This window comes from Paenibacillus sp. FSL F4-0100, assembly GCF_037993005.1.
Taxonomy (GTDB): Bacteria; Bacillota; Bacilli; order Paenibacillales; family Paenibacillaceae; genus Paenibacillus_AQ.
Genome location: NZ_CP150303.1, coordinates 3,613,448 through 3,637,274 on the forward strand (window position 1 = coordinate 3,613,448; position 23,827 = coordinate 3,637,274).

At 47.7% G+C, this 23,827-nt stretch carries 18 protein-coding genes; 17 read left to right on the forward strand and 1 reads right to left on the reverse strand.

What is annotated here, in order from left to right:
• Nucleotides 1–21 precede the first annotated feature (21 nt).
• A complete protein-coding gene (locus MHH48_RS16320; RefSeq protein WP_076323328.1) occupies nt 22–1,254 on the reverse strand; it encodes a cytochrome P450 in 1,233 nt (410 codons plus the stop codon).
• Nucleotides 1,255–1,454: 200 nt separating this feature from the next.
• Between MHH48_RS16320 and MHH48_RS16325 the strand changes: the two genes are divergently transcribed.
• From MHH48_RS16325 to MHH48_RS16405, 17 genes are all read left to right on the forward strand, one after another.
• Nucleotides 1,455–1,964 (forward strand): PadR family transcriptional regulator, encoded by a 510-nt coding sequence (locus tag MHH48_RS16325; RefSeq protein WP_076323329.1) that lies wholly within the window; start codon nt 1,455–1,457, stop codon nt 1,962–1,964.
• Between the two features lie 381 nt (nt 1,965–2,345).
• Complete coding sequence (locus MHH48_RS16330; RefSeq protein WP_076323330.1) at nt 2,346–2,984, forward strand: spore coat protein; 639 nt, start codon at nt 2,346–2,348, stop codon at nt 2,982–2,984.
• 347 nt (nt 2,985–3,331) lie between these two features.
• Nucleotides 3,332–4,831 carry a malate:quinone oxidoreductase gene (locus MHH48_RS16335; protein WP_076323331.1) on the forward strand — a complete coding sequence of 500 codons (1,500 nt, stop codon included), beginning with the start codon at nt 3,332–3,334 and terminating at the stop codon, nt 4,829–4,831.
• Between the two features lie 279 nt (nt 4,832–5,110).
• A complete protein-coding gene (locus MHH48_RS16340; RefSeq protein WP_076323332.1) occupies nt 5,111–6,124 on the forward strand; it encodes a glycosidase in 1,014 nt (337 codons plus the stop codon).
• A 301-nt stretch (nt 6,125–6,425) separates the two neighbouring features.
• Nucleotides 6,426–7,721 (forward strand): extracellular solute-binding protein, encoded by a 1,296-nt coding sequence (locus MHH48_RS16345; protein ID WP_076323333.1) that lies wholly within the window; start codon nt 6,426–6,428, stop codon nt 7,719–7,721.
• Between the two features lie 97 nt (nt 7,722–7,818).
• Nucleotides 7,819–8,691, forward strand: coding sequence for a sugar ABC transporter permease (locus MHH48_RS16350; RefSeq protein WP_015735068.1), 873 nt, complete (start codon nt 7,819–7,821; stop codon nt 8,689–8,691).
• A gap of 16 nt (nt 8,692–8,707) precedes the next feature.
• Nucleotides 8,708–9,538 carry a carbohydrate ABC transporter permease gene (locus tag MHH48_RS16355; protein ID WP_009592052.1) on the forward strand — a complete coding sequence of 277 codons (831 nt, stop codon included), beginning with the start codon at nt 8,708–8,710 and terminating at the stop codon, nt 9,536–9,538.
• Nucleotides 9,539–9,585: 47 nt separating this feature from the next.
• Nucleotides 9,586–11,409, forward strand: coding sequence for a sensor histidine kinase (locus MHH48_RS16360; RefSeq protein ID WP_076323334.1), 1,824 nt, complete (start codon nt 9,586–9,588; stop codon nt 11,407–11,409).
• Nucleotides 11,372–12,946, forward strand: a complete 1,575-nt coding sequence (locus MHH48_RS16365) for a response regulator (protein ID WP_076323335.1) — start codon at nt 11,372–11,374, stop codon at nt 12,944–12,946. Before MHH48_RS16360 ends, MHH48_RS16365 begins: the two co-directional genes overlap by 38 nt.
• Nucleotides 12,947–12,986: 40 nt before the next feature.
• A complete protein-coding gene (locus MHH48_RS16370) occupies nt 12,987–15,311 on the forward strand; it encodes a glycoside hydrolase family 3 N-terminal domain-containing protein (RefSeq protein WP_076323336.1) in 2,325 nt (774 codons plus the stop codon).
• A gap of 190 nt (nt 15,312–15,501) precedes the next feature.
• Nucleotides 15,502–16,062, forward strand: a complete 561-nt coding sequence (locus MHH48_RS16375) for a TetR/AcrR family transcriptional regulator (RefSeq protein WP_076323337.1) — start codon at nt 15,502–15,504, stop codon at nt 16,060–16,062.
• Between the two features lie 38 nt (nt 16,063–16,100).
• Entirely contained in the window at nt 16,101–16,496 is a 396-nt protein-coding gene (locus MHH48_RS16380; protein WP_076323338.1) for a YvaD family protein, read from the forward strand.
• Nucleotides 16,497–16,845: 349 nt separating this feature from the next.
• The gene (locus tag MHH48_RS16385; RefSeq protein WP_076323339.1) at nt 16,846–17,838 is read left to right on the forward strand and encodes a helveticin J family class III bacteriocin; all 993 of its coding nucleotides are present in this window, start codon (nt 16,846–16,848) and stop codon (nt 17,836–17,838) included.
• An 85-nt stretch (nt 17,839–17,923) separates the two neighbouring features.
• Nucleotides 17,924–18,742: an endonuclease/exonuclease/phosphatase family protein gene (locus MHH48_RS16390; RefSeq protein WP_076323340.1), complete on the forward strand. Its 819-nt coding sequence runs from the start codon at nt 17,924–17,926 to the stop codon at nt 18,740–18,742.
• A 208-nt stretch (nt 18,743–18,950) separates the two neighbouring features.
• On the forward strand, nt 18,951–20,363 hold the full coding sequence (locus MHH48_RS16395) for an extracellular solute-binding protein (protein WP_076323341.1): 1,413 nt from the start codon (nt 18,951–18,953) through the stop codon (nt 20,361–20,363).
• Between the two features lie 59 nt (nt 20,364–20,422).
• Entirely contained in the window at nt 20,423–22,186 is a 1,764-nt protein-coding gene (locus MHH48_RS16400) for a sensor histidine kinase (RefSeq protein ID WP_076323342.1), read from the forward strand.
• 10 nt (nt 22,187–22,196) lie between these two features.
• Entirely contained in the window at nt 22,197–23,825 is a 1,629-nt protein-coding gene (locus MHH48_RS16405; protein ID WP_076323343.1) for a response regulator, read from the forward strand.
• Nucleotides 23,826–23,827 lie beyond the last annotated feature (2 nt).

A 23,827-nucleotide genomic window follows, 5' to 3' on the forward strand; every position in this document is an offset into this window, starting at 1 on the left:
AATATGAACTTTAGTAGGCTATTATGATCGATGAACGCGGATTGGAAGCTGCGTCAACATTTGTCCTGCTGCAGACGGACTCAGGTTATCCTCCAGTTTAAAATCGGCCATCGGCTCAATTCGCGGGAAGTAATCCATAAATCTACTTATCGCAATGTTTGCTTCAAGTCGTGCCAGTGGGGCTCCCAGGCAGAAGTGTGCGCCGTTACCAAAAGTTAAATGCTTTTTGTTATTGGCTCGGTGGATGTTCAAAGTGAAGGGATCCTCGAATACCTCCTCATCCATATTGGCAGCGCTCATCCATGCGACGACGACGTCGCCCTGCTTCAAATCCACGCCGAGTATATTGTTATCCTGTTTTACGGTCCGGTCCATTTTGGCAATGTTAAACCGATAGCGGAGCATTTCCTCTATGGCATTGGGAAGAAGCTCGCGATCGTCCCGAATTTCGCCATAAATTTGGTTGTTATCATATAAGAAGGAATAGAACGTATTGGCTAGCAGATGCGTCGTCGTTTCAATACCCGCACCGAGGATGAACATCGTCGTTCTGACAATCTCGTCATCCGATAATCGATCTCCATCCACCTCGGCTTGAATGAGGTCGGAGATGATATCGTCAGATAGATTTGCTCTTTTTTGCACGATATGAGGGTAGAGATAGTTGTAATATTCCTTGGCTGCATGACGTTTCAGTTCCTGTATATCTTCCGAATGGTCTTTGGGCAAGGGGAGGAATAAATGGTTGACCCATTCCTTAAACAACAAGCGGTCTTCCGAAGGGACGCCGAGCAGATCGGCTATGACGATGGTAGGCAGCGCACTCGCGTAATTTTGAACGATATCAATGACATCGGCGTCTCCCAATTCGTTCAAAAGCTGGTCCGCAATCTCCTGAATGCGCGGTTCCCAGAGTTTTAAACTGCGAGGGGTAAAAGCGGCGGAAATCAATGCTCGACTTTTTTGGTGCTCCGGCGGGTCGGATTGAAGGTTGATTTTACTCATCTTCTGCCCTTCGGCATTGTCGGCACCAACGCTAATTGTCGTTCGGGTTCTTGCACTAGAGAAATATTCATGATCCTTGAGAACCCTCTTTACGTCATTGTAACGGAAGACGTTCCATGTATGGGTTGCCTGGTTATAAACGATGGGCTCATGCTGCAATTTGTGCTTGTACCAATCATAAGGATTGAATTCTTCAGTCGGTGAATGGAATTGCGTGATTTCCTCTAAAGAGATAATATCATGATTCATTACATTCCCTCCAATGCTAGTGTAATATACCATATGTTAATTTAACATAATGCCACAGCTGGTCATAGTTTCCAATGACCCATGTCCAAAGTTCCGTTTATATTCTGCCTTGTCGGATTTTAGTAGAACATATACTCTAGAGGTGTGCTGCTTCGATGCAGCGATTTTGCCAAATCCGTTAACGAAAGGCCTGAGCCATCATGTATCTTGAACTTCTCATTCTGATCCAAATCGAAAAATCCCCGAAACACGGTTATGAAATAAAAAAAGAAATACAAAAGGATCTCGGTTATTTAATGGACGTCAATCACAATATGTTATACCCGACATTGCGAAAGTTTACGGATGAGGGGTTTGTACGCAAACATCGAAATGAGCAGGAAGGCAGACCGAATCAGTATATATATGAAATTACAGAAGCAGGCAGGGGGAAAATCGCAAAACTCATTAATGAATTCACCGAAAAAGATGCAAAACATCAAATCGAATTCATGGTAAGAGTGTCCCTGTTCGAGCGTATTTCTCAGGAGGACCGGATTCGAATATTACATAGGAGAAAGAAGGACTTGGAAGAGCTGCTGTCCGATATCGAGAGAAGACTGGATGAAAGTGGAGACGAGTTATTCCGGGACGAGGTTCTGCAGTATTCGATCTCCCAGGTTAATGGAGAATTGACGTGGATTGATAAATTGATGCATAGCGTAACCTGATGGTGAATACAGCATCCACCAGTTCTTTGATGAACTTGGCATCAAGCATGACGATTGCTATAGCGCAAGTAAAGAAGCCGTGATCTTGCGGCTTCTTTACTTTTTTGTACCTTGCGGAATATAGATGAGGGGATGAGTGTTCGGCTCACAGGTTCGAAAATTAAGCAAAAGATTCTCCGTTAATCTTGACGTACTCCATTATCGTATTATCTCGGTTTTTTTATTGGTTTTGGGATTGAAGTCATAACCACCCGCTTTTTTATTTAGCTTTGACGGTTTCATGCTTATTCAAAATAAAATGCGATCTCCAAATCGTCCGTATAATCTGGACAAAAGAATCCACAATATGAAGGGCGTATAATAACTTTAGGAGGTACATGAATGCAATTCGAACAATCACAAAATCATCAAAACATGGAAACAGGCATGATTCCACCGCAATTGAACCATGGCGGTCATGAAATGTTTGATGTCCACGAAGTATTGGCAGGGGCAATCAACACCATGAACACGTATACCATACTGAGCGGGCATGTACAGGATCCGGAACTTCGGGATATCCTGCAGCGTCAGAAGCAATTTATGGCTGATGAGTATAACATCACCTTAGAATGCTTTAAATCAGGACAAGATCCGTCAAAGCCGACGCAAAGCTATAAAATGAAGCAGGGCAATGACTTTATTTACGGAATGAAACCAGGCCAACCGAAAAAACCGATGCAGTCCACAGCCGAGATCAACGATGAAACCATCGCACTCAGCATGTTGAACGCAGTGAAATCGGGTGCTACGATGAAAACCAATGCTGCCATGGAATCTACAAATCCGGTCGTGCGCCGCGTGCTTGCCGATTCCCTTCCCAACTGTATTGAAATGGCTTATGAGATTTCGCTATATCAAAATAAGCATGGCTACTACCAAGTACCGCAGCTGCCTCAGCAAGATATGCAGTACATGCAGAATAGTTACGGCACTGCCCCGATGCAGTCGCAAATGCCTGGCAAAATGGCCCCTCACTAATAACCAAAGCGCTTTGTCCGTATGGGCATGGCGCTTTTTTTAATTCTTCCTTAAGGGAAGAGTAATACATAAACCTCTACACACTGGATATCAATGCATAAGAAGTCGCGATTCTTGCGGCTTTTTTTTGTGGAGGATCTTCTCACTATGTTAACAACTTTAAATAGTTTATAATGATTAGATAATAGTAGATATTTTAATCTATCAATATTTATAATAGACTATAATAATATGGTGATAATTGACACAGAAAAGGTGTGTTTTCAGGGGACGCCTTGCTTTTTAATGACCTTTTTAGCAGGGACGCCTACTCTTTTTTCAAATATATGGGATAAGGAAGGTTTATAATGAGCAACATGGAGAAAAAAACAGATGTAATCTTAATTGGTGCCGGCGTCATGAGCGCAACATTGGGAGCCTTACTGAAAGAGTTAGTACCTGAATGGGAGATCAAAGTGTTTGAGAAACTCGCAAGCGCGGGGGAAGAAAGCTCCAATGAATGGAATAACGCGGGGACCGGCCACTCCGCATTGTGCGAGCTTAACTATACATCCGAAAAACCTGACGGATCTATCGACATCAGCAAAGCGATCAATATTAACGAACAGTTTCAGGTTTCAAGACAGTTCTGGTCTTATCTGGTAAACAGCAATCTGATTCGCAATCCGCAGGACTTTATCATGCCTATTCCTCATATGAGTTTAGTGCAAGGCGAAAAAGACGTGGCTTTTTTGAAAAAACGTTTTGAAGCGCTGTCAAACAACCCGCTTTTTCAAGGGATGGAATATTCCGAGGATCCGGATCAGCTGAAGGGATGGATTCCGCTTATTATGGAAGGGCGTACAGCGAATGAGCCGTTTGCGGCAACCAAAATCGACTCCGGGACGGACATAAACTTTGGCGCTTTAACGCGCATGCTGTTTGACTACTTGAAGAGCAAAGGCACCGAGATTAACTACAAGCATAGCGTCAAGGGTATTAAACGTACACAAGATGGTTCGTGGAAAGTGAAAGTGCATGATATCCAGCACGGTAAAACCGAATATCATACGGCCAAGTTCGTCTTTATCGGCGGAGGAGGCGGAAGTCTGCATTTGTTGCAAAAAACCGGTATTCCTGAGTCAAAACATATCGGAGGATTCCCGGTAAGCGGACTATTCATGGTGTGTAAGAATCCGGAAGTGGTAGCGCAGCATCATGCCAAAGTATATGGAAAAGCTAAGGTTGGCGCCCCACCGATGTCGGTTCCCCACTTGGACACAAGATATATTGACAACCAAAAAGCATTGCTCTTTGGTCCGTTTGCCGGCTTCTCGCCTAAGTTCTTAAAAACAGGATCGAATTTTGATTTGATAAGTTCCGTCAAACCGAATAATCTTGTTACCATGCTTGCCGCTGGAGTAAAAGAGATGGCATTGACCAAATACTTGATCCAGCAAGTGATGCTTTCGAATGAAAAACGCATGGAAGAATTACGCGAGTTTATTCCTAACGCCAAAAGCGAGGATTGGGAAATCGTCGTGGCGGGCCAACGCGTACAGGTGATTAAGGATACGCCTAAAGGGAAGGGAACGCTTCAATTTGGTACGGAAGTGGTTAGTGCCGCAGATGGCTCGGTCGCTGCCCTGCTCGGTGCTTCCCCAGGCGCTTCGACAGCCGTTCACGTTATGCTTGAAGTATTAGAGAAATGCTTCCCGCAACAGATGAAAGAGTGGGAGCCGAAAATAAAAGAAATGATTCCTTCTTACGGCATATCCCTTGCGAACAACCCAGCCCTATTCGAGGAAATTCAAGAATCAACTGCGCAAGCGCTAGGTTTAAGCTTAAAAGAACTCGTGTATAGCTAATACTAGACAGGTAAAAGCGGCAATTAAAAGACACATCGCGCTGTTACTGGATAATGCACTAATAAGGATAATTCCATATACGTATCGGCCAAATGGCCAAAGATCTAAGCGGTTCATTCATTGAACCGCTTTTTTATGTTATTTAACTGCCAGGACATCACAGATAACAATATTTCGGATAATATTGAAAGTTTGCAGGATATTATGAATTGGCTAAGCCTCTTATAATAAAGTAAAGAAATTGATAACACTTACATAACGATCATAGGAGGCTTATCCATGAAAATTACCCGGCATCCGGAAAATCCGATCGTAGTGCCTGGACTCTACGACTGGAGAAAGGTGACGGTATTCAATCCGGCGGTCATTATCGATAACGGAAAATTCTATATGATTGAACGGACGGCAGGCTCCCTGACTCCCTGTAAAAACTACCTGGGTCTCCTGGAGAGCACGGACGGTGTGCATTTCGCCCATGTGTTGGACGAGCCCGTCGTAACGCCGGACCAGCTGGGATTCCCCTACGGCAGCATTCAGGACCCGCGGATCGTCAAGATCGACGACACCTTTTATTTGAACTATGCTTTGCGCCCATGCGCCATGAACTATTACCCGACGGGAGCCGGCATCCCTGAACGCTCGATTCCCGAGTATCCGGACGGCTGGGGAGATGAGGAAGGCCACTGGCTGACGCGCTCCGGGATATTGACCTCCAAGGATCTCATTCACTGGGAATACCTATGCGATACGACACCGCTTGATATCAATGACCGCGACAACATTCTGTTTCCGGAGAAAATCAACGGCAAGTATGTGCTGCTTCGCAGACCGGAAGAATATGTAGGGGAGGAATATGGAACCGAAAAAGCAGCCATGTGGATCAGCTACTCCGACGACTTGGTGCATTGGGACGAGCCCAAGCTGCTGGCAAAAGCCGAGAACAACGACTGGGAGTACAAAAAAATCGGCGGCTCGACGCCTCCGGTACGAACAGACAAGGGATGGCTGGTGCTTTACCACGGCGTAGACCAAGATACGGTGTATCGCGTAGGGGCCTTGCTGCTGGATCTGGAAAATCCGGAAAAAATCATCGCCAGAACCCGCCGGTTCATTATGGAGCCGGAGACGTACTATGAGAAGTTCGGCTATCAGATTCCGAACGTCGTTTTCCCGACAGGGAATGTAGTCAAGGACGGGTTTCTCTATATTTATTATGGCGTGACGGATACGGCGATCGCGCTCGCAACGGTTCCTTTGGATGAGTTGTTAGATTATATTTTGAACGAACCGTAATAACTCATGCGTCAAGGCGTGGCAGATTTCTTGGTTTCTCTGTCACGCTTTCTATAGAACCTAACATGTAAGCGATACCATTAATTCGGAAATTTGTAAAGTTTATGTCAACAATATTGACGCTTATCAACAGGATTGTGCATTATATAAATTCCACCTATTCAAAATGACTTGAAAAAATTAGATGAAATCGTTTTTTTAATGGATATTGGGATCTGCAGCCCGATTGTATAATCATTATATCTTATATTGTCAAATATAAGAACATTATATGTAACATATAAAGAGAGGGGTATAACAAATGAAAACGTCTAAGAAGCTTAGAACGATGCTGCTGACCGGAACAGCTGCGCTGCTGCTCATGTCAACCGTCGCCTGCGGCTCCGGAGAGAAAGATGCTGCAGAACCGGAAAAGGTTACCTTGAACATCATGCATCCATGGACATCACCGAACGTGGATAACGAGGTGTACAAAGAGCGGATCGCTGAGTTCGAAAAACAGCATCCCGACATCATCATCAAACAGGACGGGGTAGCGGCAACCGAATATAAAACGAAGCTGCGCACGCTGGCTGCTGCCAACAACCTGTCGGATATCAATGTAGTATGGCCTGGTGCCGATCTGGCTCCTCTGGTTGCCGGGGATTTGCTGATGCCGCTGGATGACCTGATGGACAACTGGAAGGATATTTTGCCGGAGGACGCATTGGCCGGGTTTAACCAGAACGACAGTCAATTCGCCGTGCCGACCAAACAAACCTTCGTGGACATTATTTATTACAATAAAGAGATGTTCGCTGGGGTCGGTTATGACCAATTTCCGGCTACCTACGACGAATTCATTGATGCGGTGAAAAAGCTGAAGGAAGCCGGCATTACGCCGATCTCCTTGGGCAACAAAGAGAAATGGCCGCTTCAATCTTCCTTCTTGTCGATTATCGGGGACCGTTACGCAGGCAGTGACTTCTTGCAGAAAATTCTGAACAAGGAAGCCAAGTTTACCGACCCCGAATACGTGAAAGCGATTGCGGTCATCGATGAACTCGCCAAGCTGGGAGCATTCAATACGGATGCGAACAACATGGATTCCGTGCAAGGGCAGGACTACTTCATTCAAGGCAAGGCAGCCATGCATATCTCTTCTTCTACCGTTGACGGAAGAATCCGCATCAACAACGAGGAAGGGGACAAATTCGGCATTGCGCTCTTTCCGAGCGTCCCTGGAGGCTCAGGCGATCCGGTGAAAAGCGCGGGCGTCGTTCAGTACGGCATCGCCATTAAAAAAGGATTGAGCGATGAAAAGAAAGCGGCTGCCGAGGAATTCATTAAGTTTTTTGTCAATGAGGACCTGTATAAAGATCTGATCAGTAAAGGCGTTGTCGTACCGGCCAACGTTGAAATTCCTGAAGATGCGAGTCCGTATCTCAAGGAAATGCTGGAATTGACCAATAAAGGTACGGCACCGGTGTTCGACAGTGTCATTCCGACGCAAGTTACCGACGTCATGCAGAACGGATTGCAGGCTCTGACGATTGGCAGAGGTACGCCGGAGGAGCTCGCCCAAGAGGTGCAGGAAGCTTTCGACAGCATGAAGTAAGTGCGACGGATTTCCCTAAGTCAAGATCATGATGGCACAAAGAAAAACCCGGCAGCGGGTTTTTCTTATTAAAGGCAGAAAGAAAGGAGTTACGCCAATGCATACGCTTAAGCATACGAAATGGGCTATTTTCTTGGGCTTGGCGCCAGCACTCATTATATATATATGCATTGCCATATTTCCCATCGGCTTATCGGTCTATTATTCCTTGATGAACTGGGATGGGATCACCCCTATGCGTTTTATCGGGCTGGACAATTTTGTGGATATATTCAAGGACGATATATTTTGGCTGTCCGTTAAAAACAACATCATTATCATGTTTACGGGGATAGCGGGTCAGATTCCGCTTGGCCTGCTGCTGGCCTTGCTGCTGAATCGGGGACTCAAGGGCTCCAGTTTCTTCCGGACCATCGGATTCCTGCCCGTGGTCATCTCATCGGTAATGGTATCCCTCATCTGGGGCATGGTGTACAACACGGAATACGGGATGCTGAATAACCTGCTCGGCGTTTTGGGTCTTGAAAGCTGGCAGCAAAATTGGCTGGGCGATCCGTTCTGGTCCATGATTTCCATCAGCATCGCTTATATATGGCAAAACTGCGGATTATATATGATCATTCTATTAGCTGCACTTCAGAATATCCCCGATGAAGTCAATGAGGCGGCTGCCCTGGACGGGGCAACCGGACTAAGCCGGATCATGCGGATTACCATCCCGATGATCCGAGGAACATTGCTCGTCTCCGTTGTCTACAGCATCAGCAATTCGTTCCGCGTGTTCGATCTGATCCAGATCATGACGGGCGGAGGACCGGCACATGCGACGGAGGTTATGACCGTTTATATGTATAACAACTCATTTATGAATATGAGATTCGGCTACGGCAGTGCGGTATCCGTATTGATTCTGCTGTTTAGCCTTATCGTCATCACGATCGTAAATCGATTGGCGAGAGAAAAGGAATAGAAGGGAGAGGGAGGAGATGTACAGACAAACGAAATGGTTCCATTTATCGGCATACACTTTTTTGGGCATATTCGCTATTATTAATATAATCCCTTTCTTTTGGATGATCGTAGATTCGTTCAAAACCGAGCAGGAATATGCGGCGAACCCGTTCTCCATACCGACCGAGCTGCAATTCTCCAACTACGCGAAAGCGTGGGAAGTGGCGAATATGGATACCTACTTCCTTAACAGCATCATCGTAACGGTTGTATCGTTGGTCGTGACGGTCCTTCTCGGATCGCTTGCGGCATACTTTTTAGCCCGGTTCAATTTTAAGCTGCGCGGTGCGACTTACGCGATATTTCTGCTGGGCATGGTCGTTCCGATCCATGCGACCTTGATTCCGATCTTCTTGATCATGCGGAATCTGCATTTGCTGGATACCCATTTATCGCTGATTCTTCCTTACACGGCCTTCCATTTGTCGTTGACGATCTTTATTCTGGAAGGCTTCATGAGAGGATTCCCGAAGGATCTTGAAGAGTCGGGCGTTATGGACGGCGCGGGCGTATTTAAAATTTTCTGGTCGATCATTTTGCCGATCACGCGTCCAGCCATTTCAACCGTCGTGATTTTGAACTTTATCTATAATTGGAACGAGTATTTGTTTGCACTCGTCTTGATCAGTTCATCGTCGCTAAAAACATTGCCGCTTGGGCTCGCCAACTTTGTCGGCATCGAGACGGCTAGTCTGACGCTGCAAATGGCGGCACTGACGATCGCGCTTATTCCGATCATTATTTTTTACTTGCTGCTGCAAAAGCAATTGGTTAACGGCATGACGGCAGGCGCAGTAAAAGGTTAATCCGGTTTCTGTTCAACATCATGAAGACATCGAAAGAGGGAATGGACATGCGCAGCAGCTTTGGCTGGATCGGGAATTATGGTCTGAAACAGAAGGCTCTGGTCATTTTCCTCTTTTTTGTCATTCTGCCTACGCTTGGGGTCGGCGTCCTGGCCCAAGACAAGCTGAACGAAGTGCTGCGCAGCCAATTTATTCAATCAAGCCAGCGCAGCCTGGAGATCGTAACGAACCAGTTGGAAGAGCAAACGACCATGATTGAGGACATTGCCGATTATTTGATCCTGAGCAATGACATGCGCCAATACCTGCGCCTTGATCCACCGCCAGAGAGCGGGAGGGCTGAGCAGTTGAAGCAAAATCTCGAAGGATTTCTGACGTTTCAGTTAATGTCCAAAAACTATATCAAATCGATGTCGATCACCGGATTTAACGGCAATTCCATTGAGATGGGCGAGCCGATTCACGGCAACGAAGAGTCATGGAACCGGCTTGCGGACGAGCATAAAGGCGGGATCGTGTGGAGCAGCGGCTATCCTTCAACCAGCGGCTGGTATGGAGAAGTAAACCTCGTCTCATTGTTCCGGGTGCTGAATTCCTATGACGAGATCACGCAGCCGCTTGCCCGGCTCGTCATCCGTATGGATGAAGCCAGTATACTTAAACAGCTGCAGCGGGGGTTGACGCGGGACGAAGGCATGGTGTTTATTGTGGATTCGGAAGGTCAAATCGTACTGCCTTCCAAAGAAATGTTTCCCTTGAATATCGGCGATTGGGAAGCATTTACGGATATCGTAACCGCAGGGACGATGGGGATTTCCACTTACCGTCACGACGGGGAAGCGTATTTGACCTTTCATCAACGAATGGAAAATACCGATTGGAATATCGTTTCCATGGTGCCCAAGGCTGCTCTTGATCAGGATATACGCGGCGTAAGAATCTTGATGCAGGTCATTCTTGTGGGGATCCTCCTATTGGGTTTATTGGCCTTGATCGGCTTCCACTATACGATTATCAGACCGATTCTGCGCTTGAAGATTGAGACCAATCGCGTAAAGCTCGGCGATTTCTCCGCGAGGGTACCTATTCGTTCCAAGGATGAGATTTCCGAGCTGAACCGCAGGTTTAACGATATGGTATCCACGATTCAGGAATTGATCGAGCATAAATACAAGCTGGAACTGCGGGAGCGCGAATCCGAGCTGCGTTTGTTGCAGGAGCAGATGGACCCGCATTTTCTCTATAATACGCTCGATATGATCCGCTGGACTGCCAGGCTGGAGAAGGCGAGCGAATCCAGCCAGCTCATCGAAATTTTGTCTCGATTCCTGCGGTCCAGTCTGAACAATGGTCATTACGAGACCAGTCTCGCTAAAGAAATGGAGTTCGTACGCTCCTATTTGTATTTGCAGCAGAAGCGGCTGGGACAAAAACTGAAATACGCACTTTATTTGGAATATGATCTGGCGAATTCGCTTACTTTGAAGGCTACCATTCAGCCTTTGGTTGAGAATTTTCTTAAACATGGCATAGATCGGCGCGAGCCGGCAGCCAGAATATCGGTCATAGCGTATAAGCGGGAGGATGAGATTTGGATCGACGTGCAGGATAACGGCCGCGGAATGGACGATCTTACTTTAGAGGAAGTCCGGGAATCCCTTCGAAACGGGGTTCAAGCCGGTCGCAAACGAGGTGCGCTCAGCAACATTCATGAACGTCTATACCTATATTTCGGAGAACGCTACGGACTGGAAGTGATCGAGGCTTCACCTCAAGGAACCTTAATTCGCCTCAAGCTCCCATATTCTGAAACCTACGGTGGTGAATCGTACGATGCAACACGTGAAGACAGTAAAAATGCTGATCGTTGACGATGAACCCGTGATCTGTCAAGGCTTGCACTATACCATTGACTGGGCGGATTATGGAGTCGAAGTCGTCGCGGAGGCTTATGACGGCAATGAAGCTTTGCAGGTGGTGCAGGAACACGGGATTGATCTGGTTCTTACGGACATCCGGATGGAGGGAATGGACGGGCTTCAGCTTGCTAAGGAGCTGAAGCGCTGCCACCCTCAGGTTCGGGTCATCATGATCAGCGGTTATGAGGAATTCGAATATGCCCGCCAAGCCATCAAGCTGGATGTAACCGATTACTTGCTGAAGCCCGTCGATATTGACGAATTGGTGGCGGCCGTGACCGGGATCGTGGAAGACATTCGCAGCAAGGATACCCGTGTCAACAGTCCAACCAAGGATGCGGAGCTTTGGCTTTCCGAGATGGCCGCGCATTATGAAACTTCATTAGCCAAGTCGATACCTCCACATTTGTTAAACAGTGCCGAGTATAAACTCATAGCCACGCAGTTGGAGAAGTTCTCGAACCTTGCGGCTTCCGTGAATGAACAGGATTTTGTGAGACTTCAGCAATTGTGGCTGCATACGATACGTGAAAACCTGGAAGTTAGCGGCATCCGTCAAGTATCCGTGTTTGTGCATAAAAATTTGCTGTTGACCCTGCTGATGACGGATCAACCGCGCCCGAAGCGGCAGTGGGATGAAATTCTGCAGGCGATGCTGGATGCTTGGCCGGAAGAGCATCGCATGTATGGGGCGGTATCGGATGCTTACGCTTCCCTGGACCAAACGGCAACCATATGTGCCGATGTGCGCGCGTTACTGCCTTATTATGCCTTGGAGCATCGCTCCTTGCTGGATCGCGAATATAAGGCCGAGGCGGATTTCGGCCGGGCATTGCATGATTTCGACAGTGCCGACATGGTATCGAAACTGTCCGTGGCATTATTCAAGCAGGATGCTGATATGCTGGAAGAGCTTGTCGAGGGCATGTTCCAATTTTTCCGGGATCAGCGGTACCTTCTGATTGATATGGTAAACGTGTGTGATGAACTAACCATCATGCTGCGGCAGCGACTTCGCCAAAGCGGCCTGACCCAGCTGGAGCATGGCCTGGAGAGAACGATCGATCTGGAGGTGTTCAATCATCCCGACGCGATTCGTCTGGCGATATCCACGGAAGTTTTTGACCTGCTACAACTGATCGACAAGGTCGGCATCGACAGGTCGTTCTGGATCATTGAGAAGGCCAAGAAGTATATGGCGGATCATTATCTGAGCGAACTGAAAGCGTCTGAAGTGGCGGCGTATTTAAAGATTACGCCAAGCTACTTCAGCAATATTTTCAAACAAAGCACGGGAAAAAGCTTCAGCGAATACATGAACGAATTGCGCATCAACGAGGCAAGAAAGCTGCTGCTGACGACGCAGGACAAGGTGTTTGAGATTGCCGACCGCGTCGGCTACAAAGAATACAAGTATTTTGTATCCGTCTTCAAACTGTACACGGGCATGACGCCCAAGAAATATCGGGTCTTGAATATCAAAGAATGATTATAAGCATGACGACCAGGATGGAAGGAGTATGGGGAATATGGAGAAATATCGTAATGCTGCGCTCCCCGTAGACGAGCGTGTTGAGGATTTGTTATCCAGAATGACGCTGCGAGAGAAGGTCGGGCAGCTGAATCAGCACTTGTACGGCTGGATGGCTTATCGTCGAAGCGAAGGAACCGAAACGGAGTTTGAACTGACCGACTTATTCAAGGATCATGTCGAGTGGGGAGCCGGAATGGGAGCGCTGTACGGACTGTTCCGGGCGGATCCCTGGTCCGGAGTGACTTATGAGAACGGGGTTCCTACGCGAGATAACGCGAAGGTGGCGAATGCCATCCAGCGCTATGTAATCGAACACAGCCGGCTGGGCATTCCCGTCCTGCTCTCGGAGGAATGTCCTCATGGCCATCAAGCGCTTGACGGAACGCTTCTGCCCGTCAATACGGCCATCGGTTCCACCTGGAATCCCGAATTAATTGAACAGGCCTATTCCCAGGTAGCCTCCGAGATCCGCAGCCGAGGCGCGCATTTAGGGTTGGTCTCGGTATTGGACATCCTGCAGGATCCGCGGTGGGGACGCTCCGAGGAGTGTTACGGAGAAGACCCTTACCTGGCTGCGCGAATGACGGAAGCGGTTGTGTTTGGCATGCAGGGAAGAAACCCGGAAGAATGGAGTAGTCCGAATAAGGCAGCTGCCGTGCTCAAGCATCTGTGCGCACAGGGAGCAGGGCAGGGCGGTCGGAATGCGGGCCCGGTTCCCGCAGGCGAGCGGGAACTGCGGGAAATTCACCTGCCTGCAGCTGAGGCTGGGATCAAGGCAGGAGCGGCTGGCGTCATGGCGGCCTATAATGAACTCGACGGCATTCCGTGTCATGCCAATGATAAGCTGTTAACCGGCATTCTGAGAGATGAATGGGGATTTGATGGAATTGTCATGGCGGATGGAACGGCCATCGACCGATTGGTGTCCATTGCGGGAGACTATGAATCGGCAGCGGCGCTTGCCCTGGCATCCGGGGTGGACCTAAGCCTGTGGGACAAGTCGTTTACGACGCTTGAACAAGCGGTGAAACAAGGGAAGGCCGATATGGAGAGCATCGACCGCGCGGTTGGTCGAGTGCTTGGGCTGAAATTCCGATTGGGGCTGTTCGAGCAGCCATACGTTGACGAGGGTTTGGCTGCTTCGACCGTGAATAATGCAGCCGCCAGAGAGTTGAACGTTTCCGTCGCGAGAGAAGCGGTTGTATTGCTTAAGAACGACAAAGACGTACTGCCGCTGAATGGCGGCAGCATCAAACGACTGGCGGTCATCGGGCCTAACGCGGACAGGCTCTACAACCAGCTTGGGGACTACACCAGCGTTCAGCGCGAGGGCAGCGGAGTCACGGCGCTTCAAGGCATTCGGATGGCTGCACCCGCAGGTACAGACATCGTCTTCGCTCCCGGATGCAGCGTCCGAGGCATGTCCACGCAGGGCTTGCCTGAAGCGATCGAAGCCGCCCGTTCCGCGGATGCGGTCGTGCTCGTGCTTGGCGGCAGCAGCGCCCGGCAGTTCGGGGACGCATTCGATAATAACGGCGCAGCGATCGTAGCGGAAGGGGATCCGACGGAGATGGATTGCGGCGAAGGTGTCGATCTTGCCGATCTGCGATTAGGCGGCATTCAGGAACAGCTGGTACGTGAAATTCACGCCATCGGTAAACCATTGATTACGGTACTCATTCAGGGACGTCCGCTGGCCATCGGCGAGGTGGCTGAGCTCAGCGATGCCTTGCTTTGCGCTTGGTATCCCGGCAGTGAAGGCGGCCGTGCCATCGGAGATATCTTGTTCGGCCAGGTGAACCCGAGCGGCAAACTGCCCGTTTCGATTCCGCGCTCCGTGGGTCAATTGCCGGTTTATTATAATCAGAAAAATGCAGGGCGCCCTCGCCCTTATGTCGATATGCCGTCCAAACCGTTATATCCGTTCGGATTCGGCTTGAGTTACAGCTCGTTTGAATATGGTTCTCCGGCCATCTCGCAGAAGGAAATAACGCTTGACGAGCTTCGATCAGGAAGTCGTGTCGAGGTGTGCGTGGAAGTGAAGAACACCGGAAAGATGAAGGGAGACGAAGTTGTACAGCTCTACATACAAGCCGATCAATCAGGGATAACCCGCCGTTTACGGGAATTGAAGGGATTCAAAAAGGTAGCGCTGGAGCCCGGTGATGTAACCACCGTCACGTTCGAGCTCGGCTTCGAGGAGTTGGCTATTTGGAATCGAAACATGAAATTCGAAGTGGTCCCTTGCAGAGTTAGCCTCGTTGTTGGCGGGCACTCGGATTGGGACACCGGTGTTGTTGAGTTGAAGATAAAGACCTGATCGTAAGCCTCTGTCAAGGGGTTTGTGTACATGTCTAAACGATCATATTTTTGGAGACAGCATTCCATGCTGTCTCTTTTCGTTGTGATCAGCCTTTCGTTGACATTAAGAAGGAATCGGGATATCATGAATGGAAATCAAGGAAAATAAAAATGTTTTTATGTTTTCCGGGATAGGAAGGTGAATTTCATTGAGAGAACGAATTGTCGAAGCGACAAGCAAGGAAATTAGGAGAAGTGGATTGCGATTTACGATGGGTGAGCTGGCCAAACAGCTGGGGATGAGCACAAAGACGCTGTACGGATATTTCCCTTCGAAGGATGTACTTATTGCAACGATTCTTCATGAGGCCATTGTCGAACTTCAAGAAAAAGAAAAGGACATCATGGGTAATCCTGACCTGACTACACTCGATAAACTTAAGCAATGCCTCATCCTCATCCCGACTGATTTTCAGTTTATCGGATTGAACCTCATAACCGAGCTCCAGCGTTATTATCCTGATCAATGGAAGACGCTGGATCAATTTCTAAATAAACAATGGGGCAACATCACGGAACTATTTCATGAAGGAATCAATCAAGGATGGTTACGCCCTTTTAATACCAAAATATTCATTGATTTGTATGTAGGGGGCTTTTATCGGTTAATCGAGGACTCGGCAGCAAACAAGAGCAGCATGACTCTACAGGAAGGGCTACGTGAGATGGGAGAGATTCTTTTGGCCGGTATCATCAAGCGGGAAGCTTGAGCAAACGATAGTCCACTAAGGAGAAGAGAGGGTATGCATTGAGCAAAACATTAAAAGGTTTGTTTTTATTTACGGATATCGGATTTATCTTGTATTGGATCGTCACCGCATTAGCGTTAATTCCCAAGGAATATTTATATCAGGATTATACCAATGAGCTGCTAGTGGCCTGGAATTGGTCGTTCTTCCCGCTGGATATACTCATTTCCATCACCGGAATGTTCAGTCTTTACTTACATAAACACAAGAATATTAAGTGGAGAAACTTTGCCTTAATCTCACTTACCCTGACGTTTTGTTCCGGACTGCAAGCGATCGTTTTTTGGATCATGAAGTCCGATTTCGACATCATGTGGTGGGCGCCTAACCTGTACCTCATGCTATATCCTTTGTTCTTCATCCCAAAACTGCTTGAGACCAAGGAGCCGCGTTAATTCGTGGCTTTTTGTTTTTTTTGTTTTACTGAATCGGATGAACATTTGATAAAAGTCACTGCCGACATTTTCTGCGCTCCAACGAAAAAAAAGGGCTAAAGGACCATGCGGTTCATATAACTTTAAGTATTTTATACACGGGAAATTCTTGAGGTACATGGTAAACTCAATAGTGGATCCCCCATTTTCTGTAATAAAGCAGAAACTTGATTGGAATGAAACGATGTTTCTGTATAAAGAGAGGAGGAAGATATCCCATATCATGGAAAAAATGCCCGCATGAACCTTATTATTAGTACGTATTCGGGGGCAGTCCAATTTGATTCCTACTATTAGTGGAGGTGTATTGATGGTTGACGTTCAAGGGTTGAGGCATATGAAAAGGCACATAAAAATTCTCGCGTCCGCAATACTTGCAGCTCTCGTGTTTTGTATGTCCGGATTGCCCGCATTCGCGGCAACTCCTGAGAAAACGCTCAACGCTTCAGCAACGCTCGCCTACAATTTAAAGGGGCTTAATCATAACGTGGCAGTTCAAAAGGCTTATATCGCGGATAAATATCTCTATGTCACACAGCGGTCGAAGGGAAATTGCTATCTTTCAAGACTGCTCATTAACGGGAAAGACGCTACTTATGTAGATGAAATGACCGTCACGAATACCGGCCACTGCCAAACGCTGGATATGTATACGTACAACGGCATCAATTACTTTTATTTCAGTTCGAAGGCAGATCCTTCAACGGACTATTACTGGTCGCTGCAGGTAGCAAGACTTCAATATTCGGCTGGCAAAACCGTAGATTATACGGATTTGCATCGTTTCACTTATATGAATTATGCCAATAAAACGGGGGCAAGGCTAGGTGAGACTTACCGTGTGGATGGCGGCGGCAACAGTACTCATACGGTGTTCCGCGTACAGACAAAAGAAGGGACTGTAACTTGGTCCATTTATGACACGGTCGCACTCAATAAGCTTCTGGACAGCAATGAACAGGTGCGGATGGACAGCGCAGCTGCAGTTAACGCCGCCGTTGGCAGCTTTACGCAGTCGGGCAGTGCGATCGTAAGGCCGAACGGTTCCTTCCAGGGGGCCGATATGCTCGGTCAGACGAAAATCTATACATCAGGCGGTGCGGAAGGCGACATCCCGCAGATTGCCATGATGACCAACGCAGGGACATACAGAACCCTCGTGAAAATCACCAATGTGGGGAACCATGAAATCGAGGGAGTGCAGACAAAGAACAGCAACGTTTATTTTACGATCGTTACGGACCCGGTAAACAAAAAAGATACGCAAAAAGTGTATTACGTTCCGGACAGCATATTTAATTAACTTCCACGCGGGTCAGGCGCTGAGAGCTGTAGCAACGGAAAAGTTAGCATCGTTCGGCATTCGACAATGAAAGGGAGAGTCGTCCATGAAAAAAAGCTTCATCTCGTTTATCGCTTGCTTGTTGTTTGTTCCCGTGTTTACAACAGGGGTGATGGCGGCTGGAAAAGGACAAGGCAAAGAAGTAAGCACGACCGTAATGTCTTACAACATCCATCACGGAGTTGGATTGGATGAGCAATTAAGCCTGCAAAGAATTGCCGATGTCATCCGTGATTCCGGCGCAGAGATTGTCGGACTTCAAGAAGTGGACCGGTATTACGGGGAGCGAAGCGACTTTCAAGACCAAGCGAAGGAACTTGCGGGTTTGCTCGGATATCACTATGCTTATGGTGCCAATCTTGATTTGGAGCCGGAGGAAGGACAGACGAACAACCGTCAGTACGGAACTGCCATTGTTAGCAAGTACCCGATTCTTCGATTCGAGAATGTTTTGTTAAGCAGCTTCGGGAAGGAGCAGCGCGGTGTACTGCACGCTGTCGTAAATCTGAAGGGGATCCACGTCGATGTGTACAATACGCATCTTGGACTGGATGTCACCAGCAGAACGGCACAGGCACAGGAAATCATTGACCTGGCTTCTGCCTCTGAGGGACCAGCGCTGCTGATGGGCGATTTCAACGCAGAACCAGACAGTTCAGAGTTTAAATTGCTGCTGGACAGCTGTTTATTCGCAAACAGCTTTCAGGGAATTGAAGATGCCTTTACATTTCCTGTAATCAATCCATCGGCAACGATCGATTACATTCTGATCTCTCCAGTTGTTCAGTATTCGAATCAGCGCGTGATCTATACGGAAGCTTCGGATCATCTGCCTATCGCAGCCGAAGTATCATTCCAGCGTTAGGACCTTGGGGTGGGCTTGAAATTAGGTTCGAGCAAGACATAAGCAGGACATAACAATGATCAAGAGGCTATCGCCAGGCATTTGCTTGGGGTAGCCTTTTTCGTATGGGGAGATGAATCGATATTCTTCCCTTTACAGTTTTTTTACCGTTCTGTCTATATCCACAAAATAGGTTATGCTACGATACAAGCACAAGGAGGGAGCGTGCATGATCACTTGGAGATTACCGCTGGTTGCATTGATGTGCTTGAGCATAACCGTAACAGGGTGCATGCAGGGTGGCAAAGGGCAGGGCTCTGATCGTCTATTTTCGCACTCAACGGCATCGGATATGTCTGGTGCCGAAGAAAAGACAAAGCTGAGATTCTGGTCAACGGGGCGCCATGACGCGAATTATATCAAAGAGGTCATTCATCGTTATAACCAAGAGAATTCCGATTTTATTGAGGTTGAGATGACGGTTATGGCAGATGATTTTGCCCAATCGCTTGATTTGTCATTTGCCAGTGAGCAACCCCCTGATATCTTCACCCCGATCGATCTTGCTGAAATGACTCGAAAAGGCTATGTAGAGCCATTAAACGAATATTTAACGCCCGAGATCAGAAACAGGTTCGGGAAGCAAGCCTTCATCGAAGGATATAATGTGTTTGATCCATACATATACAGCCTTCCCAACAGCGGATCTACTTTGCGGCTTATTTATAATGTGGAGCTGTTTGAACGTGCTGGCATAACCGCGCCACCGAAATCACTTGACGAGTTGGTGGAGGCGGCGAGCCGGATCACCGAAATTGGAAAAGCGGATGGCGTTTACGGTTTTGCTCTACCCTATAAAATTCCTGCCAGCGCTCTCGGCCGCTCAGCCGTTCCGATTGCCGAAATAAGCGGAATCAGCGGCGATGGCTATGACTTTTCAACAGGCATCTATGATTTTACGGGTTTTATACCGATTATTAGCGCGTTTCGGACCATGATGGAGAACGGCAGTACGCTGCCGGGATCAGAATCCTTGGACATCGATCCGCTTCGGGCGCAGTTTGCCGACGGGAAGATCGGGATGTATCTGTCCTATTCTTCGGAACCCAGCATTTATAAGTTTCAGTTTCCGGCCAAGATCAAGTGGGGAGCTGCACTTCCCCCATCGATTGACGGAACCTATAAAGGAGTGATCAACCAAGGAGTTGGAGCGACGAGGTGGTTGTCGATTAGCAGCCAATCGAAGCACAAGGAGGAAGCTTGGAAGTTTCTCCGTTATATGTACAGCGATGAAGTGCTGGTGGGGTATCAGGAAGCCGGACTGGGCATTTTATCGGTGGATGCGATAGCCGCTAAAGCCAGGAAACCCGATATCGACGGTATCACCGGCTTTTTTCCAGGTGATTATGACGGGATATGGCCTGCATCGCCGCAAGGATTCAAACCAAAAGGAAAGGAGTGGGAGGACGAATTCGTAAAGCACATCATGATCGGCGGAGATCTTGATCGATTGGTTGAGGATCTGAACGCGCGTTACAACGCAGCATTAGATCAGGAACGGGCCGCCGGCAGAGTGAATATGCAAGCTATACCGTCATTTGATCCGCTGCATCCTCAGGATGTCTCATGGCAAAGTGATTGATCTACTATTACGGACAACTGCAGCCACAGCCGAAACTTAGAGACGGAGGATGTTGATCTATGCTCTACCGATTATCGTTCAGACGCCGAATCTGGATCGCGTTTATGCTCATTGTCATCTTTGCGGTTACTACCGCAGGCGCGTTAAGTTACATGATCGCGGAGGAAGTTGTGAAGGACAATGCTTATCAGCTAAGTCAGGAAACGATTCATCAAACTTCGAAGGTGTTAGATGAGAAGCTGAATCATATCACACAAGCGGTTTACTCGATGATGGTCAATACCGCATACCGAAGAGCGTTAGGAATGGACAGCAGTTACTCGGAGGCGGAGAATTATTATACACATCTGTCAGGGCTGCAATCGACTTTTGTGCAGACCAAGCTGTATGAACCTGTTATCGATTCTATTCTTATCGCCACGCGTGAGGGTGACTATTACCAGACAAGTCAGCAGCGTAACTTCTCCCATTCGTTCTATGACTCGGAGCTGTATACGCTTATCAAAAGCGAGAAGCGCAAATTATGGGTGGCCGGTCATGAGGACAATTTCTTTTCCAGCAGGGAGAACGTCATTTCCTTTGTGATGGAGGGCATACCCTCCCATTACATTGAGGATATTTTCGTTGTAGCGAATATCAAAATCGACTCGATCCGATCCTTAATTGCCTCGGAGGATAAAAATCGCAAACAGTTCCATCTCTTGGCCTCATCCGATGGGAGTGATGTGCTGTTAAACGATTCTATCATTGCGGATACGCTAAAACATGAGCCTAAATACAGGGAGGCCTTAACAGCTGAGCAGGGAAGCTTTGAGTATTCGGACCAAGGTTATGAGTACTTGGTTAACTTTACCAAGGTGGGTGGAGTGAAGGAGTGGACGTTATTCAGCTTCCTGCCTAAATCGGAGTTGATGAAGCAGATGGACAGCATCAAGCTGACCATTCTCGGAGTTATTACGGGATGCTTGCTCGTGTCGTTTGCTTTTGCCAATATGCTAACCCGTTTGCTTATAAGACCGTTAAGCCACTTGCAATCACTAATGAAACGGGTGGAGATGAACGATCTAAACGTACGTTATGAAAGCGAATACAATGATGAGATTACGCAGGTCGGTTATCGTTTTAACCGGATGCTGGAAGAGCTTAATGAAATGTTTGACGTTGTGAAGCAGGCAGAGAAGGATAAACGCCAGTCCGAGATGAAAGCCCTGCAAGCTCAAATTGATCCTCATTTTCTATATAACACACTTAACACGGTTTACTGGAAATGCCAGTTGAATCAACTGGAGGATGTGCAGGAAATGGTGCTGTCCTTATCACAGCTGTTTCAGCTCGGCCTCAATCGCGGCAATGAGATGACGACGCTTGAACATGAGCTGCTCCACGTGGAGCAGTATTTAAACATTCAGCAGAAATGCTATGAAACGCTGTTTACCTACAATATCGAGGTTGATCCCTTAGTGGATATGCAGCACCCGATCTTAAAAATCATGCTGCAGCCGCTGGTTGAAAATTCAATCCTGCACGGCTTTAACGATCGTAATGAGGGCGGGTTCATTCGAATTCAGGTGAAACAGGATAGCACCTATCTGTATTTCAACGTGGAAGATAACGGTATGGGGCTGAACGAAAAGAATCCAGCTGATCCACTTCTTCGACAACCGGCATCCTCTCCTACATCGGGTTATGCGTTAAATAATGTCCGATTGCGATTACAGCTTCAGTATGGAAGCATAGCTGATTTGCACATGGAAAGCGAACCTAATGTATGTACCCGAGTTTCGATTATCATCCCCCGTTACCCACGACTTGAAGGGAGTTGACTAAAAGCAGATGAGCGCAATAACGACAACGATTTGCTTTATAGATGACATTCAGAGTGTTGTCGATGGCGTATCCAAGCAAATCAACTGGGAACGTCATGGGATAACCGTAAGCGGAACGGCAATCAATGGAGAAGACGGACTCATGTTGATCACCTCGTGCAGACCGGATATCATCGTGACCGATATTCGAATGCCGAAGCTCGATGGTCTGGAATTGACCCGACGCGTCAAAGAGCTGCTGCCTCGCAGCAAAGTCATATTGATGACAGGTTTCAGCGATTTTGAATATGCCAGGCAAGCGGTTCAGCTTGGGGCGTTTGACTTCATAACAAAGCCCTTTTCGCTGGCTCATATCGAGGAAATTGTTGTAAAGGCCAAAAAAGAAATTGCAGCGATACGAAATCAAGAGGATCATATCGCTGAATTAGAGCAGCGGGTTCAGGAGAGTATGCCGTTCCTGCGTCAGGAATTGTTCACGTTATTGTTACATCATAAGGTGGACGAACAGGAGGCGGAGCAGCGGTGGGAATATGTAAAGCCGGATTTAGAGTCCAGGGATCTGCTCGTCATGATTCTTGAAATCGATGGATTTGATGACAAGCATCGAGATTCACCGATGAATGAACTGGAGCTCGCTCGGTTTGCATTGAAGAATATTACGGAGGAGACCATCGCTTTGTATATAAGGGGGATGGTATTCCGGGATTCGGCTAACCGCCTGGTTGCGGTGTTGAATACACCGTTATCAGCTTCAGCAGCAGCCATAGCAGAAGCGTGCTGTCAGCATGTTAGATTATATACTTCATTAACGATATCCATCGGAATTGGCAGACCCGTAACGTATATCCATGAGCTGTACTCATCGTATGATCAGGCTTTGCATGCCCTGTCATACCATTTCTATACCGGAGGCAACGCGGTGATTTCATATGAAGATATAGCTAATACAGAAATGTCCTTGCCGCGCAGCATACGGACCGCAGAGCAAGAAATGGTATATGCCTTACAATCCGGAAACGTCGACCAAGCCTTACTGACGCTCGATCATATCCTGAATGAGTTTACGGACAGGTCGCCGCTTCCCAAGCCGGAATACTTCATCAGCCTCTACTACGAGCTGGCGTACATCATGCTAAGGGCGATTCAAGAAAAGGTACCGATGAATGAACTGTCCGATTTGAACATGATCGTTCGGGAAGGGCGGGTCAGCTCGGAGAGGTCCTTAACGGACATGAAGAAGATTCTGCATAGCATCGTGACGCTAGGCTGTGAACGCATCGAGAATCAGAATCGCTCCGCCGCCGCAAAAATCATCCAGGAAGCCATTCACTACGTGAAATCCAATCTGGATCAGGACCTCAGCTTAATTGCTTGCGCGAAGGCAGTTCACTTGAGCCCGAGTTATTTTGCCAGCTTATTCAAGAAAGTGGCGGGAATGGCATTTAGCCAATTTGTTACTCAAGAACGGATGGAGCTGGCCAAGCGGCTGCTCTTGGAGGATCGGCAAATCCAGGAGATTGCGGAGTCGCTAGGTTATGTAGAGCGGCGGTATTTTACCGACGTGTTCAAAAAATATACGCAGATGACACCATCGGAATTCAAGCAGGCACACATAAGAAACAATATTTCATTGTAATA

Excerpts from the sequence above, each read along its gene's own strand:
- MHH48_RS16345 (WP_076323333.1), top strand. The coding sequence starts at position 6,426 with ATGAAAACGTCTAAGAAGCTTAGAACGATGCTGCTGACCGGAACAGCT.
- MHH48_RS16405 (WP_076323343.1), top strand. The coding sequence starts at position 22,197 with ATGAGCGCAATAACGACAACGATTTGCTTTATAGATGACATTCAGAGT.
- MHH48_RS16400 (WP_076323342.1), top strand. The coding sequence starts at position 20,423 with ATGCTCTACCGATTATCGTTCAGACGCCGAATCTGGATCGCGTTTATG.
- MHH48_RS16395 (WP_076323341.1), top strand. The coding sequence starts at position 18,951 with ATGATCACTTGGAGATTACCGCTGGTTGCATTGATGTGCTTGAGCATA.
- MHH48_RS16365 (WP_076323335.1), top strand. The coding sequence starts at position 11,372 with ATGCAACACGTGAAGACAGTAAAAATGCTGATCGTTGACGATGAACCC.
- MHH48_RS16370 (WP_076323336.1), top strand. The coding sequence starts at position 12,987 with ATGGAGAAATATCGTAATGCTGCGCTCCCCGTAGACGAGCGTGTTGAG.
- MHH48_RS16355 (WP_009592052.1), top strand. The coding sequence starts at position 8,708 with ATGTACAGACAAACGAAATGGTTCCATTTATCGGCATACACTTTTTTG.
- MHH48_RS16390 (WP_076323340.1), top strand. The coding sequence starts at position 17,924 with ATGAAAAAAAGCTTCATCTCGTTTATCGCTTGCTTGTTGTTTGTTCCC.
- MHH48_RS16360 (WP_076323334.1), top strand. The coding sequence starts at position 9,586 with ATGCGCAGCAGCTTTGGCTGGATCGGGAATTATGGTCTGAAACAGAAG.
- MHH48_RS16325 (WP_076323329.1), top strand. The coding sequence starts at position 1,455 with ATGTATCTTGAACTTCTCATTCTGATCCAAATCGAAAAATCCCCGAAA.
- MHH48_RS16335 (WP_076323331.1), top strand. The coding sequence starts at position 3,332 with ATGAGCAACATGGAGAAAAAAACAGATGTAATCTTAATTGGTGCCGGC.
- MHH48_RS16385 (WP_076323339.1), top strand. The coding sequence starts at position 16,846 with ATGGTTGACGTTCAAGGGTTGAGGCATATGAAAAGGCACATAAAAATT.
- MHH48_RS16330 (WP_076323330.1), top strand. The coding sequence starts at position 2,346 with ATGCAATTCGAACAATCACAAAATCATCAAAACATGGAAACAGGCATG.
- MHH48_RS16350 (WP_015735068.1), top strand. The coding sequence starts at position 7,819 with ATGCATACGCTTAAGCATACGAAATGGGCTATTTTCTTGGGCTTGGCG.
- MHH48_RS16340 (WP_076323332.1), top strand. The coding sequence starts at position 5,111 with ATGAAAATTACCCGGCATCCGGAAAATCCGATCGTAGTGCCTGGACTC.
- MHH48_RS16320 (WP_076323328.1), bottom strand. The coding sequence starts at position 1,254 with ATGAATCATGATATTATCTCTTTAGAGGAAATCACGCAATTCCATTCA.